At 67.6% G+C, this 18,159-nt stretch carries 1 protein-coding gene; it reads right to left on the bottom strand.

All coding sequences use genetic code 11. The features are described from left to right. Positions 1-18,073: non-ribosomal peptide synthase/polyketide synthase (locus tag FL311_RS00830; RefSeq protein ID WP_141322881.1), on the bottom strand; the 18,073-nt coding region annotated here is incomplete at its 3' end. Positions 18,074-18,159: the final 86 nt, after the last annotated feature.

Below are 18,159 nucleotides of genomic sequence, written 5' to 3'. Positions count from 1 at the left end.
GGTAGGCGGGGTCCTGGTGTCCGCCGGGCCTGGCGAGGACGAGGCGAGCGCCGGTGAGAAGGGGCCAGAAGAACTCCCAGACGGAGACGTCGAAGCTGAAGGGAGTCTTCTGGAGGACGGTGTCGAGGGCGGTGAGGGAGTACTGCTGCTGCATCCAGAGGAGGCGGTTGACGACGCCGGAGTGGGCGTTCATGGCGCCCTTGGGGCGGCCGGTGGAGCCCGAGGTGAAGATGACGTAGGCGAGGGAGTCAGGGCCCGCGAGAGGGGAGGGAGAGGCGGAGGACTGACGGGAGACGGCGTCCCACTGGGTGTCGAGGCAGAGCACCTGGGAGGCGTGCTGAGGCAGGACGGAGGTCAGGCGTGAGTGGGTGAGGAGGACGGGGGCCTGGGCGTCCTCGAGCATGCCGGCGAGACGCTCGCGCGGGTAGGCGGGGTCGAGGGGGACGTAGGCGGCGCCGGACTTGAGGACGGCGAGGAGTGAGACGACGAGGTCGAGGGAGCGCTCGAGGCAGACGGCGACGAGGAGGCCCGGGCGGGCGCCGAGGGAGCGCAGGTGGTGGGCGAGCTGGTTGGAGCGGGCGTCGAGCTGAGCGTAGGAGAGGGAGGTGCCCTCGAAGCGGAGGGCTTCGGCGTGAGGCGTGCGGAGGGCCTGGGCCTCGAAGAGGGAGTGGAGGGTGGCGTCCTCGGGGTAGCGGACGTGCTCGCCCTGGAAGTCGGAGAGCAGGAGCTGCGTCTCGGTGGCCGAGAGGAGCTTCAGGCTGTGCAGCGGCTGGTCGACGTGGGTGGTCGCCTCGGTGAGCAGGCTCGTGAAGTGGCGAGCCATGCGCTCCACGGTGGAGACGTCGAACAGGTCTGAGTTGTAGTCCAGCGCGCCCTGCAGCTTGCCGCCAACCTCGCTCATGCCGAGGAAGAGGTCGAACTTGGCGGAGTGCAGTTCGGAGGTGAGGACGTCGAGCTCGAGGCCAGGGAGGTCGAGGTCTTCGTCGGGAGTGTTCTGGTAGACGAAGGACACCTGGAACAGCGGCGAGCGACTGAGGTCGCGCTGCGGCTGGAGTTCCTCGACGAGCTTCTCGAAGGGGATGTCCTGGTGCTCGAACGCGGCGAGCGTGGACGCACGCGTGTGGGTGAGCAGCTCCCGGAAGGAGTGCTCGGGGTTGATGCGCGCGCGGTGGACCAGCGTGTTGACGAAGAAGCCGATGAGGCCCTCCGTCTCGGAGCGGTTGCGGTTGGCGATGGGCGAGCCCACCGAGATGTCGTCCTGCCGTGAGTAGCGCGACAGGAGGACCTGCCAGCCCGCGAGCAGCACCATGAACGGCGTCGCGTTCTCACGCTGCGCGAGCGCCTTCACCGCCTGCGTCAGCTCCGTCGAGAGCGTGAACGGAAGGACCGCGCCGTTGTAGGTCTGGACGGCGGGACGAGGCCTGTCGGTGGGCAGCTCGATGGCGGCGGGAGCCCCCGCGAGCTGAGTGCGCCACCAGCCGAGCTCCTTCTCGAGCACGTCACCGTGCAGCCACTGGCGTTGCCAGACGGAGAAGTCGGCGTACTGGATGGGAAGCGGCGCGAGCTGCGTGGGCTCGTTGCCGGAGAACTGGCGATAGAAGGCCGCCAGCTCGCGGACCATGACGGAGATGGACCAGCCGTCGGACGCGATGTGGTGGATCGTGACGAGCAGCCTGTGCTCCCGCGCATCCAGACGGACGAGCGAGGCACGGACCACGGGACCCCGAGCCAGGTCGAACGGACGCACGGCCTCCTGGGAGGCCAACCGCTGGGCCTCGGCCTCACGCTCCTGTGCGGGCAGGGCGGACAGGTCGATGACCGGCATCTCCAGCATGAAGTCCGGCTGGATGACCTGGACGGGCTGGCCGTCGTGAATGGAGAAGCGAGTGCGGAGAACCTCGTGGCGCTGAGTCAGAGCCTGGAGGGACTTGAGGAGAGCGGAGGAGTCGAGTGCGCCGGAGAGCTTGAGGACCCAGGGGATGTTGTAGGTGGAGGAGCCGGGCTGGAGCTGGTCGAGGAACCAGAGGCGCTGCTGAGCGAAGGAGAGAGGCAGCGGCTGGGAGCGGTCGACAGGGACGAGAGGAGGCTGACGGGAAGCGGAGCCGTGCTGGTCGAGGCGCTGAGCGAGGAGCGCGACGGTGGGTGCGGCGAAGAGCTCACCAAGAGGCAGCTCGACGCTGAAGGCGGAGCGGATGCGAGAGACGACCTGGGTGGCGAGGAGAGAGTGGCCACCGAGCTCGAAGAAGTCGCCGTGGAGGCTGACGCGCTCCAGGCCGAGGACGTCGGCGAAGATGGAAGCGAGACGGGCCTGGGCGGGAGTGGAAGGCTCGACGAACTCGTCGGCGGAAGAGGCCGAGGCGAAGTCGGGAGCAGGGAGTGCCTTGCGGTCGAGCTTGCCGTTGGCGGAGAGGGGGAAGGCCGACAGCGAGACGAAAGCCGAGGGCACCATGTACTCAGGCAGTCGCTGCTGGAGGAAGGCCTTGAGCGAGGCGGTGTCGACAGAAGAGTCGCCTGAGGTGAAGTAGGCGACGAGACGCTTGTCGCCGGGGACGTCCTCACGAGCGAGGACGACGGCCTCCTGGATGCCGGAGAAGAGGCGCAGGGCCGCTTCGACTTCACCCAGTTCGATGCGGAAGCCACGAATCTTCACCTGGAAGTCGTTGCGGCCGAGGAACTCGAGGGTGCCGTCAGAGAGCCAGCGAGCCTTGTCGCCGGTGCGGTAGAGGCGAGCACCGGGGGCGCTGCTGAAGGGGTGAGGGACGAAGCGCTCAGCGGTGAGGTCGGCGCGGTTGAGGTAACCCCAAGCCAGGCCGTCACCACCGACGAAGAGCTCGCCGGGGACGCCCGGAGGAAGCGGCTGGAAGGCGGAGTCGAGGACGAAGGCGGAGGAGTTGGAGAGAGGAGAGCCGATGGGGACGGAGCGGGAGACTTCGTCACCGTGGCGAAGGGAGTGGGTGGCGGAGAAGGTGGTGTTCTCGGTGGGGCCGTAGCCGTTGACGAGGACGTGGCCTTCGGGGAGGCGGGCGAGGTGCTCACGGACGCGGTGAGGCGGCAGCACGTCACCGCCGGCGAGCAACTGGCGGACACCCGCCAAAGCAGAAGGCTGGGCCGCAACCATCTGCTCGAAGAGGGCAGCGGTCAGCCAGAGAGAGGAGACCTTCTCGCGGGAGAGGACGGCACCCAACTCCTCAAGAGAGAGGGAGTGAGGAGGAGCGAGGACGAGCTTGGAGCCGTGAAGCAGGGCCCCCCAGATTTCGAGGGTGGAGGCGTCGAAGGCGACAGGAGCGGCGTGGAGCCAGACTTCGGAGGCACCGAAGTGGATGAAGGAAGAAGAGACGAGGCGAGTGACGCCACGGTGGGGAACACAGACACCCTTGGGCTCGCCGGTGGAGCCTGAAGTGAACATGACGTAGGCGAGGTCATCGCCCGTCACTTCGGAAACAAGCGCAGTCGTGGGGCGACGTGAGATGCGAGAGGCCTCCTCATCGACGAGGAGGAGGACGGCACCAAAAGCCGGCAAGTCATCCGCGACGTCGGAGTGGGAAACGAGGACGCCGGCAGCGGACTCACGGAGGACGAAGGAGAGGCGCTCAGAGGGCCAGGCCTTGTCGAGGGGGACGTAGGCCGCGCCGGCCTTGAGGATGGCCAGCAGGGAGACGATGAGGTCAGCGGAGCGGTCGAGGCGAACCGCGACGCGAGAGCCGGGGAGGACACCGAGGGCGCGCAGGTGGTGGGCGAGCTGGTTGGAGCGCGCGTCGAGCTGCGAGTAGGTGACAGCCTCATCTCCCGCGACGACAGCGACTGCGTCGGGTGAACGGGCCACCTGCTGTTCGAACAGCGCATGCACGCTCGCGTTGCGCGGGTAATCCGTGACGGTGTTGTTCCACGTCGAGAGCACGGCCTGCTTCTCTGCGGACGTGAGCAGCGGAATCTGGCGGAGCTGGGTCTCCGGTGAAGAGACGACCTCGATCAAGAGCACCGAGAAGTGCTGTGCGAGGCGCTCCATCGAGGCCGCGTCGAACAGGTCGGTGTTGTAGTTGATGATGCCGGAGAAGCCGTCCTTGCCCTCTTCGAGGAGGAGGCTGAAGTCGTACTTGGACGTCTCGATGCTCGGAGGCACGCCACCCAGCGTGACTCCAGGGAGCGTCAGTGCCTCTTCCGGAGCGTTCTGAAGCGTGAGCGTGACCTGGAACAGGGGCGAACGGCTGAGGTCGCGCTGCGGCTGCAATTCCTCGACGAGCTTCTCGAAGGGGACATCCTGGTGCTCGTAGGCCGCGAGGGTGTTCAGGCGCACCTGTCCCAGCAGCTCGCGGAATGAACGCCGCGCATCGATGCGTGAGCGCAGGACGAGGGTGTTGACGAAGAAGCCGATGAGGCCCTCCGTCTCGGAGCGGTTGCGGTTCGCGATGGGCGAACCCACGGAGATGTCGTCCTGTCCTGAGTAGCGAGAGAGCAGGAGCTGGAAGGAGGCCAGCAGGACCATGAAGGGCGTGGCACCTTCGCGCTGGGCCAGCTCCTTCACCTGGGTGCTGAGGTGCTTGGAGAGCGCCACAGGCACGACGGCGCCGCCGTAAGTCTGGATGGCGGGACGAGGCCTGTCCGTGGGTAGCTCCAGCGCCGGAGAAGCGTCCGCGAGCTGCTTGCGCCACCAGTCGATCTCCGAGGCGAGGACGTCGCCATGGAGCCACTGGCGCTGCCAGACGGAGAAGTCAGCGTACTGGATGGGCAGGGGCGCGAGCTGCGCGGCTTCTCCACCGGAGAACTGGCGGTAGAAGGCGGCGATTTCCCGCGTGATGACCGCGATGGACCAACCATCCGAGATGATGTGGTGGGCGGTGACGAGGAGCAGGTAGTCCTCGTCGCTCATTCGCACCAGTGACGCGTGCACGAGCGGACCGCGGGACATGTCGAACGAGTACAGCGCCTCCGCGCGCGTCAGTCGTTCGGCTTCGGTTTCGCGAGCCGCGGGCTCCAGCCCCCGCAGGTCGATGACAGGCAGATCGAGTCGAACGTCAGGACGAATGACCTGAACGGGCTGACCGTCGTGGACCGCGAAGTGAGTACGGAGCACCTCGTGGCGAGCGAGGAGTGCGTTGAGCGACTGGCGCAGCGCGCTGACATCGAGTGCGCCGGAGAGCTTGAGGGCCCAGGGGATGTTGTAGGTGGAGGAGCCGGGCTGGAGCTGGTCGAGGAACCAGAGGCGCTGCTGGGCGAAGGAGAGAGGCAGCGGCTGGGAGCGGTCGACAGGGGCGAGAGGAGGCTGACGGGAAGCGGAGCCGTGCTGCTCCAGACGCTGAGAGAGGAGCGCGACGGTGGGGGCGGCGAAGAGCTCACCGAGGGGCAGCTCGACGCTGAAGGCGGAGCGGATGCGAGAGACGACCTGGGTGGCGAGGAGGGAGTGGCCACCGAGCTCGAAGAAGTCGCCGTGGAGGCTGACGCGCTCCAGGCCGAGGACGTCGGCGAAGATGGAAGCGAGGCGAGCCTGGGCGGGAGTGGAGGGCTCGACGAATTCGTCAGCGGAAGCCGCCGAGGCGAAGTCAGGAGCAGGGAGTGCCTTGCGGTCGAGCTTTCCGTTGGCGGAGAGGGGGAAAGCTGTCAGCGAGACGAAAGCCGAGGGCACCATGTACTCGGGCAGTCGTTGCTGGAGGAAACCCTTGAGCGCGGTGGTATCGACGGAAGAGTCGCCAGAGGTGAAGTAGGCGACGAGGCGCTTGTCGCCGGGGCCATCCTCACGAGCGAGGACGACGGCCTCCTGGATGCCGGAGAAGAGACGCAGCGCGGCCTCGACTTCACCCAGCTCGATGCGGAAGCCGCGAATCTTCACCTGGAAGTCGTTGCGGCCGAGGAACTCGAGGGTGCCGTCAGCGAGCCAGCGAGCCTTGTCACCGGTGCGGTAGAGGCGAGCACCAGGGGCGCTGCTGAAGGGATGAGGGACGAAGCGCTCGGCGGTGAGGTCGGCGCGGTTGAGGTAACCCCAAGCCAGGCCGTCACCACCGACGAAGAGCTCGCCCGGGACGCCCGGAGGAAGCGGCTGGAAGGAGGAGTCGAGGACGAAGGCGGAGGAGTTGGAGAGAGGAGAGCCGATGGGGACGGAGCGGGAGACTTCGTCACCGTGGCGGAGGGAGTGGGTAGCGGAGAAGGTGGTGTTCTCGGTGGGGCCGTAGCCGTTGACGAGGACGTGGCCTTCGGGGAGGCGGGCGAGGTGCTCACGGACGCGGTGAGGCGACAGCACGTCACCGCCGGCGAGCAACTGGCGCACGCCAGAGAGGGCCACTGGCTGGTGGGCAACCATCTGCTCGAAGAGGGCAGCGGTCAGCCAGAGAGAGGAGACCTTCTCGCCGGAGAGGACGGCACCCAACACCTCAAGAGAGAGGGAGTGGGGAGGCGCGAGGACGAGCTTCGAGCCGTGAAGCAGGGCCCCCCAGATTTCGAGGGTGGAGGCGTCGAAGGCGACAGGAGCGGCGTGGAGCCAGACTTCGGAGGCACCGAAGTGGATGAAGGAAGAAGAGACGAGGCGGGTGACGCCGCGGTGAGGAACGCAGACACCCTTGGGCTCGCCGGTGGAGCCGGAGGTGAACATGACGTAGGCGAGGTCATCGCCGGAGACGTCAGAGGGCAGCGCAGTCGTGGGCCGACGTGAGATGCGAGAGGCCTCCTCATCGACGAGGAGGAGGACGGCACCAAAGGCCGGCAAGTCATCCGCGACGTCGGAGTGGGAAACGAGGACGCCGGCAGCGGACTCACGGAGGACGAAGGAGAGGCGCTCGGAAGGCCAGGCCTTGTCGAGGGGGACGTAGGCCGCGCCGGCCTTGAGGATGGCCAGCAGGGAGACGATGAGGTCAGCGGAGCGGTCGAGGCGGACAGCGACGCGAGAGCCAGGGAGGACACCCAGGGCGCGCAGGTGGTGGGCAAGCTGGTTGGAGCGCGTGTCGAGCTGCGAGTAGGTGACAGCCTCACCTCCCGCGACGACGGCGACGGCATCGGGTGAACGGGCTACCTGCTGTTCGAACAGCGCATGCACGCTCGCGCTGCGCGGATACGCCCGGGCCGTTTCGTTCCACGTCGAGAGCACCTGCTGCTTCTCGTGAGCACCCAGTGCCGAGAGCGTGCTCAGAGACTGCTCGGGCCGAGAGACGGCTGCCTCGAGCAGCACGGTGAAGTGGCGAAGCAGGCCCTGCATGGTGGCAGCTTCGAACAGGTCGGTGTTGTAGTTGAGGACGCCCGAGAACCGGTCGCCTTCATCGAACAACAGGCTGAAGTCATACTTCGATGTGTTGATTTCAGCGGGGACCGGCTCAAGCACCAGGCCCGAGAGCGCGAGGGCGGCCTCGGGTGCGTTCTGCAGCGTGAGGGTGACCTGGAAGAGCGGGGAGCGGCTCAGGTCACGCTGGGGCTGGAGTTCCTCGACGAGCTTCTCGAAGGGGACATCCTGGTGCTCGTAGGCCGCGAGGGTGTTCAGGCGCACCTGTCCCAGCAGCTCGCGGAAGGACTGCCTGCCATCCAGGCGTGAACGGAAGACGAGGGTGTTGACGAAGAAGCCGATGAGGCCCTCCGTCTCGGAGCAGTTTCGGTTGGCGACGGGGGAGCCGACCGAGATGTCGTCCTGTCCAGAGTACTTGGAGAGCAGGAGCTGGAAGGAGGCCAGCAGGACCATGAAGGGCGTGGCGCCCTCGCGCTGGGCCAGGGCCTTGACGGCCTGGGTGAGTTCCCGAGAGAGCTCGATGGGGAGCACGGCGCCGCGGTAGGACTGAACGGCGGGGCGAGGCTTGTCGGTGGGCAGCTCGAGCGAGGAAGCGGCGCCCGAGAGCTGCTGACGCCACCAGCCGAGCTCAGAGGCGAGGACGTCGCCGTGGAGCCACTGGCGCTGCCAGACGGAGAAGTCGGCGTACTGGATGGGCAGGGGGGCGAGCTGCGCGGCCTCTCCCCCGGAGAACTGACGGTAGAGGGCTGCGAGTTCGCGCAGGATGACGGCAATGGACCAGCCGTCGGACGCGATGTGGTGAACGGTGACGAGCAGCAGATGCTGCGACGCGGCCAGGCGGACGAGTGACGCCCTGACCACGGGCCCCTGCGCGAGGTCGAACGGACGCAGCGCCTCCTGCGAGGCCAACCGCTGGGCCTCGGCCTCTCGCTCCTGTTCCGAGCGCGAGGAGAGGTCGGTGACCGGCAGCTCCAGAGAGAAGTCCCGGTCGATGAGCTGGACGGGCTGACCCTCGTGAACGGCGAAGCGAGTACGCAAAGCCTCATGTCGCTGGATGAGCGAGTTGAGGGAGAGGCGCAGCGCGTTCACATCGAGTGCGCCAGAGAGCTTGAGGACCCAGGGGATGTTGTAGGTGGAGGAGCCGGGCTGGAGCTGGTCGAGGAACCAGAGACGCTGCTGAGCGAAGGAGAGAGGCAGCGGCTGGGAGCGGTCGACAGGGACGAGAGGAGGCTGACGGGAAGCGGAGCCGTGCTGCTCGAGGCGCTGAGCGAGCAGAGCGACGGTAGGCGCGGCGAAGAGCTCACCGAGGGGCAGTTCGACGCTGAAAGTGGAGCGGATGCGAGAGACGACCTGGGTGGCGAGGAGGGAGTGGCCACCGAGCTCGAAGAAGTCGCCGTGGAGGCTGACGCGCTCCAGGCCGAGGACGTCGGCGAAGATGGAAGCGAGACGAGCCTGGGCGGGAGTGGAAGGCTCGACGAATTCGTCAGCGGAAGAGACCGAAGCGAAGTCAGGAGCAGGGAGTGCCTTGCGGTCGAGCTTGCCGTTGGCGGAGAGAGGGAAGGCCGACAGCGAAACGAAAGCCGAGGGCACCATGTACTCAGGCAGTCGCTGCTGGAGGAAGGCCTTGAGAGAGGCGGTGTCGACGGACTGCTCTTCTGCGGCGATGAAGTAGGCGACGAGGCGCTTGTCGCCGGGGACATCCTCACGAGCGAGGACGACGGCCTCCTGGATGCCGGAGAAGAGGCGCAGCGCGGACTCGACTTCACCGAGCTCGATGCGGAAGCCACGAATCTTCACCTGGAAGTCGTTGCGGCCGAGGAACTCGAGGGTGCCGTCGGAGAGCCAGCGAGCCTTGTCGCCGGTGCGGTAGAGGCGAGCACCGGGGGCGCTGCTGAAGGGGTGAGGGACGAAGCGCTCGGCGGTGAGGTCCGCGCGGTTGAGGTAGCCCCAAGCCAGGCCGTCGCCGCCGACGAAGAGCTCGCCCGGGACGCCAGGAGGCAGCGGCTGGAAGGAGGAGTCGAGGACGAAAGCGGAGGAGTTGGAGAGAGGAGAGCCGATGGGGACGGAGCGGGAGACTTCGTCACCGTGGCGGAGGGAGTGGGTGGCGGAGAAGGTGGTGTTCTCGGTGGGGCCGTAGCCGTTGACGAGGACGTGGCCTTCGGGGAGGCGAGCGAGGTGCTCACGGACGCGGTGAGGCGGCAGCACGTCACCGCCGGCGAGCAACTGGCGCACGCCCGCCAAAGCAGAAGGCTGGTGGGCAACCATCTGCTCGAAGAGGGCAGCGGTCAGCCAGAGAGAGGAGACCTTCTCGCCGGAGAGGACGGCACCCAACTCCTCCAGGGAGAGGGAGTGGGGAGGCGCGAGGACGAGCTTCGAGCCGTGAAGCAGGGCCCCCCAGATTTCGAGGGTGGAGGCGTCGAAGGCGACGGGAGCGGCGTGGAGCCAGACTTCGGAGGCACCGAAGTGGATGAAGGAAGAAGAGACGAGGCGAGTGACGCCGCGGTGAGGAACGCAGACACCCTTGGGCTCGCCGGTGGAGCCGGAGGTGAACATGACGTAGGCGAGGTCGTCGCCAGAGACGTCAGAGGGCAGCGCAGTCGTGGGCCGACGTGAGATGTGAGAGGCCTCCTCATCGACGAGGAGGAGGACGGCGCCAAAGGCCGGCAAGTCATCCGCGACGTCGGAGTGGGAAACGAGGACGCCGGCAGCGGACTCGCGGAGGACGAAGGAGAGGCGCTCGGAGGGCCAGGCCTTGTCGAGGGGGACGTAGGACGCGCCGACCTTGAGGATGGCCAGCAGGGAGACGATGAGGTCAGCGGAGCGGTCGAGGCGAACCGCGACGCGAGAGCCGGGGAGGACACCCAGTGCTCGCAGGTGGTGGGCGAGCTGGTTGGAGCGCGCGTCGAGCTGCGAGTAGGTGACAGCCTCATCTTCCGAGACGACAGCGACGGCATCGGGTGACCGACCCACCTGCTGCTCGAACAGCGCATGCACGCTCGCGTTGCGCGGATACTCGACGGCAGTGCCACTCCAGTTCGTGAGGACCTGCGCCTTCTCCTCCGTGGAGATGATGGGCAGGTCATTCAGCGTCAGATCGGGGCGAGTGACCGCGGCCTCGAGCAACACGGTGAAGTGACGGAGCAGGCCCTTCATGGTGGCCGCTTCGAACAGATCGGTGTTGTAGTTGATGATGCCCGAGAGCTGCTCGGCCTCCGTGAACAAGAGGCTGAAGTCGAACTTCGACGTGTTGATCTCGGCTGGCAGCGCCGTGATGTCGAGTCCCGAGAGCGCCAGAGAGGACTCCGGCGCGTTCTGCAGGGTCAACGAGACCTGGAACAAAGGGGAACGGCTGAGGTCGCGCTGAGGCTGGAGTTCCTCGACGAGCTTCTCGAAGGGAACGTCCTGGTGCTCGTAGGCGGAGAGCGTGCTCAGGCGCACCTGTCCCAGCAGCTCGCGGAACGAACGCTGTCCTTCGATTCGCGCACGCAGGACCAGCGTGTTGACGAAGAAGCCGATGAGGCCTTCGGTCTCGGAGCGGTTGCGGTTGGCGACGGGGGAGCCGACCGAGATGTCGTCCTGTCCAGAGTACTTGGAGAGCAGGAGCTGGAAGGAAGCCAGCAGGACCATGAAGGGCGTGGCGCCCTCGCGCTGGGCCAGGGCCTTGACGGCCAGAGTGAGTTCCCGAGAGAGCTCGATGGGGAGCACGGCGCCGCGGTAGGACTGAACGGCGGGGCGAGGCTTGTCGGTGGGCAGCTCGAGCGAGGAAGCGGCGCCCGAGAGCTGCTGACGCCACCAGTCGAGCTCGGAGGCGAGGACGTCGCCGTGGAGCCACTGACGCTGCCAGACGGAGAAGTCGGCGTACTGGATGGGCAGGGGGGCGAGCTGCGCGGCCTCTCCGCCCGAGTACTCGCGGTAATACGCACCCAGCTCGCGGACCATGACCGCGATGGACCAACCGTCCGAGATGATGTGGTGGACGGTGACGAGCAGCAGATGCTGCTCGTCATCCGTGCGGATGAGTGAGGCACGGACCAGTGGCCCTCGAGCCAGGTCGAACGGTCGCGAGGCCTCTTCCCGCGTGAGTCGCTCGGTGGTGGCCTCCTGCTGTGCAGGCGCGATGCCTCGCAGATCCACCAATGGCAGTTCGAGCCGGAGATCGTCCTGGATGATTTGGACGGGCTGTCCTTCGTGCGTGGAGAAGCGAGTGCGAAGGACCTCGTGGCGTTGAGTCAGAGCCTGGAGGGACTTGAGGAGGGCGGAGGAGTCGAGTGCGCCGGAGAGCTTGAGGACCCAGGGGATGTTGTAGGTGGAGGAGCCGGGCTGGAGCTGGTCGAGGAACCAGAGGCGCTGCTGAGCGAAGGAGAGAGGCAGCGGCTGGGAGCGGTCGGCGGGGACGAGAGGTGGCTGGAGGGAAGCGGAGCCGTGCTGCTCCAGACGCTGAGAGAGGAGCGCGACGGTGGGGGCGGCGAAGAGCTCACCGAGGGGCAGCTCGACGCTGAAGGCGGAGCGGATGCGAGAGACGACCTGGGTGGCGAGGAGGGAGTGGCCACCGAGCTCGAAGAAGTCGCCGTGGAGGCTGACGCGCTCCAAGCCGAGGACGTCGGCGAAGATGGAGGCGAGAAGAGCCTGGGCAGGAGTGGAGGGCTCGACGAATTCGTCAGCGGAAGCCGCCGAGGCGAAGTCAGGAGCAGGCAGAGACTTCCTATCGAGCTTGCCGTTGGCGGAGAGGGGGAAGGCCGACAGCGAGACGAAAGCCGAGGGCACCATGTACTCGGGCAGTCGCTGCTGGAGGAAGGCCTTGAGCGAGGTGGTGTCGACGGACTGCTCTTCTGCGGCGATGAAGTAGGCGACGAGACGCTTGTCGCCGGGGCCATCCTCACGAGCGAGGACGACGGCCTCCTGGATGCCGGAGAAGAGGCGCAGGGCCGCTTCGACTTCACCGAGCTCGATGCGGAAGCCGCGAATCTTCACCTGGAAGTCGTTGCGGCCGAGGAACTCGAGGGTGCCGTCAGAGAGCCAGCGAGCCTTGTCGCCGGTGCGGTAGAGGCGAGCACCAGGGGCGCTGCTGAAGGGGTGAGGGACGAAGCGCTCAGCGGTGAGGTCGGCGCGGTTGAGGTAACCCCAAGCCAGGCCGTCACCACCGACGAAGAGCTCGCCCGGGACGCCCGGAGGAAGCGGCTGGCAGGAGGAGTCGAGGACGAAAGCGGAGGAGTTGGAGAGAGGAGAGCCGATGGGGACGGAGCGGGAGACTTCGTCACCGTGGCGGAGGGAGTGGGTGGCGGAGAAGGTGGTGTTCTCGGTGGGGCCGTAGCCGTTGACGAGGACGTGGCCTTCGGGGAGGCGGGCGAGGTGCTCACGGACGCGGTGAGGCGGCAGCACGTCACCGCCGGCGAGCAACTGGCGCACGCCAGAGAGGGCCACTGGCTGGTGGGCAACCATCTGCTCGAAGAGGGCCGCCGTCAGCCAGAGAGAGGAGACCTTCTCGCGGGAGAGGACAGCACCCAACTCCTCAAGAGAGAGGGAGTGGGGAGGAGCGAGGACGAGCTTGGAGCCGTGGAGCAACGCCCCCCAGATTTCGAGGGTGGAGGCGTCGAAGGCGACGGGAGCGGCGTGGAGCCAGACCTCCGAAGCGCCGAAGTGGATGAAGGAAGAGGAGACGAGGCGAGTGACGCCGCGGTGGGGAACGCAGACACCCTTGGGCTCACCGGTGGAGCCAGAGGTGAACATGACGTAGGCGAGGTCGTCGCCAGAGACGTCAGAGGGCAGCGCAGTCGTGGGGCGACGTGAGATGCGAGAGGCCTCCTCATCGACGAGCAGAAGGACGGCGCCGAAGGCCGGCAAGTCATCCGCGACGTCGGAGTGGGAGATGAGGACGCCGGCAGCGGACTCACGGAGGACGAAGGAGAGGCGCTCGGAGGGCCATGCCTTGTCGAGGGGGACGTAGGCCGCGCCGGCCTTGAGGATGGCTAGCAGGGAGACGATGAGGTCAGCGGAGCGGTCGAGGCGGACCGCGACGCGAGAGCCGGGGAGGACACCGAGGGCACGCAGGTGGTGCGCGAGCTGGTTGGAGCGCGCGTCGAGCTGCGAGTAGGTGACAGCATCATCCCCGGAGACGACAGCGACGGCCTCCGGTGAACGGACCGCCTGCTGCTCGAACAGCGCATGCACGCTCGCGCTGCGCGGATACGCCCTGGCTGTCTCGTTCCACGTCGAGAGCACCTGCTGCTTCTCGGCGGACGTGAGCAACGGAAGCCGCGCGAGCTGCGTGTCGGGCGTGGAGACCGCCTCGGTGAGCAGCACGGAGAAGTGGCGCGACAGGCCCTCGATGGTCGCCGCGTCGAACAGGTCGGTGTTGTAGTTGAAGACACCCGCGAATCCGCCCGAGTCCTCCTCGAGCAGCAGGCTGATGTCGAACTTCGAGGTCTCCAGCTCCGGTGGAAGCTGCGTGAGGGTGATGCCGGGGAGCGTCAGCGTGGCGCTCGGCGTGTTCTGCAGGGTGAGGGTGACCTGGAACAGCGGCGAGCGGCTCAGGTCACGCTGCGGCTGCAGTTCCTCGACGAGCTTCTCGAACGGGACATCCTGGTGCTCGTAGGCAGCCAGGGTGCTCAGACGCACCTGTCCCAGCAGCTCACGGAACGTGCGCTGCGTGTCGATGCGCGAGCGCAGGACGAGCGTGTTGACGAAGAATCCGACCAGGCCCTCGGTCTCCGCGCGGTTGCGATTCGCGATGGGCGAGCCCACGGAGACGTCGTCCTGGCCCGAGTAGCGCGAGAGCACGAGCTGCCAGGCCGCGAGCAGGACCATGAACGGCGTGGCGCCCTCGCGCTGCGCGAGCGCCTTCACCGCGTTGCTCAGACTCCCGGACAGCTCAATTGGAAGCACCGCGCCGCGCTCGGTCTGCGCGGCCGGACGCGGCCTGTCCGTAGGCAGCTCCAACGCCGACGGCGCACCCGTCAGCTGTTCCCTCCACCAATCCAACTCTCCTCGAAGCCGCTCGCCGTCGAGCCACTGCCGTTGCCAGACGGAGAAGTCGGCGTACTGGATGGGCAGGGGCGCGAGCTGCGCGGCCTCTCCGCCAGAGAACTGGCGGTAGAAGGCCCCCAGCTCACGGACCATGATCTCCGTGGACCATCCATCCGAGATGATGTGGTGGACGGTGACGAGCAGCAGGTGCTGTCGCGCATCCAGCCGCAACAGCGAGGCTCGCACCAACGGTCCACGCGCCAGGTCGAACGGACGGAGCGCCTCTTCGCGCATCAGTCGACGCGCGTCCTCCTCGCGCGGCTGTCCATCCAACCCATCGAGCTCCACCACGGGCAGCTCGACCTCGGCCTCGGGCCGGATGACCTGGAGGGGCTGTGAATCACGAACGACGAAGTGCGTGCGCAGCACCTCATGGCGCTGAACGAGCGCGCGCAGCGACTGCCTCAGGGCCGCGACATCCAGCGAGCCCTCCAGTCGCAGCGCCGCGGGCAGGTTGTACGACGCAGTGCCGGGCTGGAGCTGATCCAGGAACCACAGACGTTGCTGGGCGAACGACAGCGGAATTGCCCCCGTCCGGGAGACAGGCGCCAGCTTCGCCGCGCCCTCGGCCTCCCCCTGCGACAGTGCACCGAGCCGCTTCGCGAGCAGCTCCACCGTCGGTGCCTCGAAGAGGTCCCGCAACGGCAAAGTGACGCCCGTGGCGGAGCGCAGCTGCGCGACCAACCGCGTTCCCAACAGCGAGTGTCCACCCAGCTCGAAGAAGTGGTCGGTGGCACCGACCTGCTCGACCCGGAGGACCGAGGCGAACAGGGACGCAAGCAACTGCTCCGTCGGCGTGCGAGGCGCGACGAACTCCCGCGCGACAGGGACGAAGTCAGGCGAGGGGAGCGCCTTGCGGTCCACCTTGCCGCTGGGGCTCAGCGGGAGTGCGTCGAGGAAGACGAACGCGGACGGCACCATGTACTCGGGCAGGCGCTGGGAGAGCGCATCCCGGAGAGCCGAGGTGTCCTGTGACGTGGAGACGACATAGGCGACGAGACGCGCCTCGTCGCGCACGGTGACGACCGCATCGGAGACGGACGGAACCGAACGCAGCGCGTTCTCGACTTCACCGAGCTCGATGCGGAAGCCACGCAGCTTGACCTGGAAGTCGGAGCGGCCGAGGTACTCGAGGGTGCCGTCGGGGAGCCAGCGAGCGAGGTCACCGGTGCGGTAGAGGCGAGCGCCGGGAGAGTCGCTGAAGGCATCGGGGATGAAGCGCTCGGCGGTGAGGTGAGGAGAGCGCCAGTAGCCGAGGCCGACCTGGACACCGCCGATGAAGAGCTCGCCCGGGACGCCGACGGGGGCGGGTTGCCCCTGGGAGTCGAGGACGTAGAGGCGGGTGTTGGCGACGGGCCTGCCGATGGGGATGGAGGAGAGGGAGGAGCCGCGAGCGCAGTGGAAGAAGGAGACGTCGACGGCGGCCTCGGTGGGGCCGTAGAGGTTGTGGAACTCGGAGGAAGGGTGAAGGCGCGAGTGGGCGCGTGAGACGAGGTCCGCGGGGAGGGCCTCACCGGAGCAGAGGACGCGGCGCAGGTGGTTGAGGGAGTCGAGCCCCGGCTCCTCGAGGAAGGCGCGGAGCATGGAGGGGACGAAGTGGACGGTGGAGACGCGCTCGTCGGAGAGGAGGTGGACGAGGTAGGCGGGGTCCTGGTGTCCGCCGGGCCTGGCGAGGACGAGGCGAGCGCCGGTGAGAAGGGGCCAGAAGAACTCCCAGACGGAGACGTCGAAGCTGAAGGGAGTCTTCTGGAGGACGGTGTCGAGAGCCGTGAGGGAGTACTGCTGCTGCATCCAGAGGAGGCGGTTGACGACACCGGAGTGGGCGTTCATGGCGCCCTTGGGGCGGCCGGTGGAGCCCGAGGTGAAGATGACGTAGGCGAGGGAGTCCGGGCCCGCGAGAGGAGGGAGAGAAGCGGAGGACTGACGAGAGACGGCGTCCCACTGGGTGTCGAGGCAGAGCACCCGGGAGGCGTGCTGAGGCAGGACGGAGGTCAGGCGTGAGTGGGTGAGGAGGACGGGGGCCTGGGCGTCCTCGAGCATGCCGGCGAGACGCTCGCGAGGGTAGGCCGGGTCCAGGGGGACGTAGGCGGCGCCGGACTTGAGGACGGCGAGGAGAGAGACGACGAGGTCGAGGGAGCGCTCGAGGCAGACGGCGACGAGGAGGCCTGGGCGGGCGCCGAGGGAGCGCAGGTGGTGGGCGAGCTGGTTGGAGCGGGCGTCGAGCTGAGCGTAGGAGAGAGACGCGCCCTCGAAGCGGAGGGCTTCGGCGTGAGGCGTGCGGAGGGCCTGGGCCTCGAAGAGGGAGTGGAGGGTGGCGTCCTCGGGGTAGCGGACGTGCTCGCCCTGGAAGTCGGAGAGCAACTGGACGTGCTCATCCTGGGTGAGCAACGGCAGCTCGGACAGACGGGTGTCCGGGTTGGCGGCCACCGCGCCGAGCAGCGTGTAGAAGTGCCCACGCAGCCGCTGGACCGTCGTCACGTCGAAGAGGTCGGTGTTGTACTCGAGCCAACCGAAGATCTCGTCCGGCCGGTCCTCGCGCAGCTCCAGCAGCAGGTCGAACTTGGCCGAGCCGGGGTCCACGAGTAGATACGTGGACTGGAGCCCCGGCATGGACAGGTCCTGCCGCGGGGTGTTCTGGAAGCTGAACATCACCTGGAACAGCGGGTGACGGCTCAGGTCGCGCGGGGGCTGCAGCTCCTCGACGAGCTTCTCGAACGGCAGCTCCTGGTGCGCGTACGCCGCCATGCACACGTCCTTCGCGCGGCGCAGCAGCTCGCGGAAGGTGGGGTTGCCGCCCAGGTCGTTGCGCAGCACCAGCGTGTTGACGAAGAAGCCGATCAACGACTCCAGCTCCGGCACGTTGCGGCCGGCGATGGGAGAGCCGACGGTGATGTCCGTCTGCCGTGAGTGACGGTGCATCAGCGTCTGGAACGTCGCCAGCAACGTCATGAAGAGGGTGGCGCCCTCTTGCTGGCTCACTTCCTTGAGTGCGCGCGTGAGCGCCACCGGGAGCGTGACGAACTGACGCGAGCCCCGGTACGTCTGGCGCACGGGACGCGGCCTGTCGGTGGGCAGCTCCAGCGGCGCGGGCAGCGTCTTCAGGTGCTGCTTCCAGAAGTCGAGCTCGACGCGCAGCCGCTCGCCCTGCATCCGCTCGCGCTGCCACTCCGCGAAGTCCGAGTACTGGATGGCGAGCTCGGGAATCGCGGGCGATTGTCCCGTGACTTCCGCGGCGTAGAACGCCATCAGCTCGCGCACGAAGACGCCCAGCGACCAGCGGTCCGTCACCAGGTGGTGCATGGTGACGAGCGCCACGTGGTTGTCGGGCCCCAGGCGCAGCACCTTGCCTCTCAGCAGCGGCCCCTTCGCCAGATCGAACAGGCGCTGGGACTCCTCGCTGGTACGGCGCTCCACCTCCGCGTCCTGCTCCTCCTTGGCCAGCGCGGAGATGTCCTCCACGGGGATGCTCAGCGTCAGCTCCGGCAGGACGACCTGCACGGGGAGCCCGTCGTCGCGCGCGGCGAACACCGTGCGCAGCGACTCGTGCCGGCGCACCACCTGGTTCACGCACCGCTCCAGCAGCGGGATGTCCAGCGTGCCGGTGAACTGCACGGTGATGTGGACGTTGTAGGCGAACGCCTGGCCGCCCTCGAGCTGGTCCACGACCCACAGGCGCTGCTGCGGGAAGGACGCGGGCGCGGGCTCGGTGCTGGCGCGACGCGGGATGGTCCGCTCGAGCGCCTGGGCCGACGAGGCCTGCAGCTGGCCCTTCTTCTCCTTGAGGAGCAACTCGTACAGCGCGCGCTGCTTGGGAGTGAGCTTGTCGAGGTTCTTGGAACTACCGCTCATTGCTGGACTCCGGGTCCTCCGGTGGCTGGGGATGGCCCAGGGCGGAGGGAAGTTCGAGAGGGCCGGACGAGCAGGGCTCGCCGGTC

The sequence above is a fragment of the Myxococcus sp. AB025B genome, assembly GCF_006518215.1.
In the GTDB taxonomy this organism is placed as follows: domain Bacteria; phylum Myxococcota; class Myxococcia; order Myxococcales; family Myxococcaceae; genus Myxococcus; species Myxococcus fulvus.
The sequence above is the reverse complement of the archived record's forward strand: the minus strand, read 5'-3'. Positions and strand labels throughout refer to the sequence as shown.